Origin of the sequence: Sphingomonas sp. CCH9-F2 (genome assembly GCF_001556735.1) — a bacterium.
In the GTDB taxonomy this organism is placed as follows: domain Bacteria; phylum Pseudomonadota; class Alphaproteobacteria; order Sphingomonadales; family Sphingomonadaceae; genus Sphingomonas; species Sphingomonas ginsenosidimutans.
The window spans coordinates 1-2,190 of the sequence record NZ_LSJO01000325.1; the positions used below are offsets into that span (position 1 = coordinate 1).

Here is a 2,190-nt window from a genome sequence, read left to right on the forward strand (position 1 = left end):
GCGGGGTCAGCTTCCCGGTCGGCGGCGGCGGGGCTGGCCGCGGCGCGATCGTCACCGAGCTGGCGGTGCGCATCCGGCAGGGCGGCGACGCGATCTGGGAAGGGCAGGCGCAGTCGCTGACCGACACCAGCGCCCCCGACGCCGACGTCGCATCGGTCGCCGCGCGGCTGGCGTCGGCGCTGTTCAAGGACTTTCCCGGCGAATCGGGCCGGACGATCGAGGTGAAATGACCCTGACCATCAATGCCGCCTTCGATGGCGGGAACATCCGCGTCGTCGCAATCGACGATTCGGGGGCGACGCGCCGCTGCGACGTGGAGATCGTTCGCGATCACCAGTCGGATTTCTACCAGTGGTTCTATTTCCGCGCCGCCGGGCTGGCGGGGAAGCCGACGACGTTCCGCATCGTGAACGCGGGGCACAGCGCCTATCCGTTCGGCTGGCCCGGCTATCGCACGCGCGCGTCGACCGATCTGGCGCGTTGGCCGATGATCGACACGCGCTACGCCGACGGCGTGCTGGAATTCGACTGGCCCGCGACCGGCGGCGACCTGGCGTGGTTCGCCTATTTCGCGCCCTATACGATGGAACAGCACGCCCGGCTGGTCGCGCGGATCGCCGCGCGCCCCGGCGTTACGCACCGCGAACTTGGGCAGACGCTGGACGGGCAGGCGATCGATTACCTGCGCATCGGCGCCGGCGCCAAGCAGGTGTGGCTGTATGCGCGCCAGCATCCGGGCGAATCGATGGCCGAATGGTGGATGGACGGCGCGCTCGACTGGTTGACCAGCGATGCGGCCGCCCCGCTGCTGGCGGCGGCGACAGTGCATGTCGTGCCCAACATGAACCCCGACGGCACCCGCCGCGGGCATCTGCGTACCAATGCGGCAGGGGTGAACCTGAACCGCGAATGGCACGCGCCCAGCGCCGAGCGGTCGCCCGAGGTATTGTGCGTGCTGGCGGAAATGGATCGCACCGGCGTCGACTTCGCGCTCGACGTCCATGGCGACGAGGCGATCGCGGCCAATTTCATCGCCGGGTTCGAAGGCATCCCGTCGTGGACCGAGCGGCAGGGCGCGTTGTTCACCGACTTCGGCCGGCGGCTGGCGGCGCATACCGCCGATTTCCAGACCGAGAAGGGCTATGACAAGGCCGCACCGGGCAAGGCCAACCTGTCGATGTCGACCAACCAGCTGGCCGAGCGGTTCGGCGCGGTATCGGTGACGCTGGAGATGCCGTTCAAGGACCACGATCCGAACCCGGACGCGACCTTCGGCTGGAGCGGCGAGCGATCGGCGCAACTGGGGGTATCGTGCCTGGAGGTGCTGACGGAGATGATCGGCACGTTGTAAGGCCGTCCCGGCGCTCTTCCCGTCATGCCGGACGTGTTCCCGCATCCACCGTGCCTGATACGGGTAAGGGATGTTGGCGCGGATCGGTAGACCCCGGAACAGTGCTCTCTTGAGCGACGTGGAAGGGACCGGGGCGAGGATCGTCGACCGGCCCAGGCGGGGCCATCGGAACCACATATGAGAAGAGGTTGCCGAACGCCCGCTGACGGGCGCCCGACAACCCCTAAACATGGTCAGCGGCCGGAGAGCTCCAGCCCGGGAGACCATGCAGGCCTCCGACACATCGATCGCCGTGTTACCGGGGGAGGATACCCCCCACGACGATCAACCTGTCAGAAGCGCGTCCCCCGAACGAACTGAACCGACCCCATTGCTGAACCATGAGACATCGGATCACCTCCTTTCGCTGGTTGATAACGAGCGCGATCTGAAGATCGCAGGTCCAATGTGAGGGGTTCGGGGCGTGCATGCAAGTCTTGTATTATGCGCGCGTTTCGACGATTCTCCCGCCCTTCGCCGACGCTGCATCAGCCGCGGCAATCCTCCACTACTCGCGCCAGCTCCGCCCAGGGCGGCAGCACCGTCGGCGCGGTGCCCGGCTGCTCGATCGTGAATCGCCCGCGAGAGAAGATCATCGCATCCAGCAGCCGGTCGTCGGCCGCCAGCCGCACCGCGACATAGGGCAGCGCGCCGCCGGTCGGCTGCACCGCCAGCGCGCGCGTCATACTGGTGGTGCGGATCGTGAAGGCGCCGGTCGCGCGGCCCGCGCGCGACAGGTACAGCGCGCGCGCGCCGCGATCGCAGCGCACCACCACCGCCGCATCCGCGCCCGCCGCGCC

General features: G+C 68.4%; 1 protein-coding gene and 2 pseudogenes. 2 read left to right on the top strand and 1 reads right to left on the bottom strand.

Features of this window, described 5'->3' with window-relative positions; all coding sequences use genetic code 11:
- Both AX685_RS22495 and AX685_RS09440 read left to right on the top strand, forming a co-directional pair.
- Positions 1–230, top strand: a pseudogene (locus AX685_RS22495) (DUF4136 domain-containing protein); the annotation flags it as partial.
- Entirely contained in the window at positions 227–1,351 is a 1,125-nt protein-coding gene (locus AX685_RS09440; protein WP_066487892.1) for a M14 family metallopeptidase, read from the top strand. The pseudogene AX685_RS22495 and the gene AX685_RS09440, both read left to right, overlap by 4 nt.
- 527 nt (positions 1,352–1,878) lie before the next feature.
- Here AX685_RS09440 and AX685_RS22500 read toward each other — a convergent pair.
- Positions 1,879–2,190: pseudogene (locus AX685_RS22500) on the bottom strand (hypothetical protein); the annotation flags it as partial.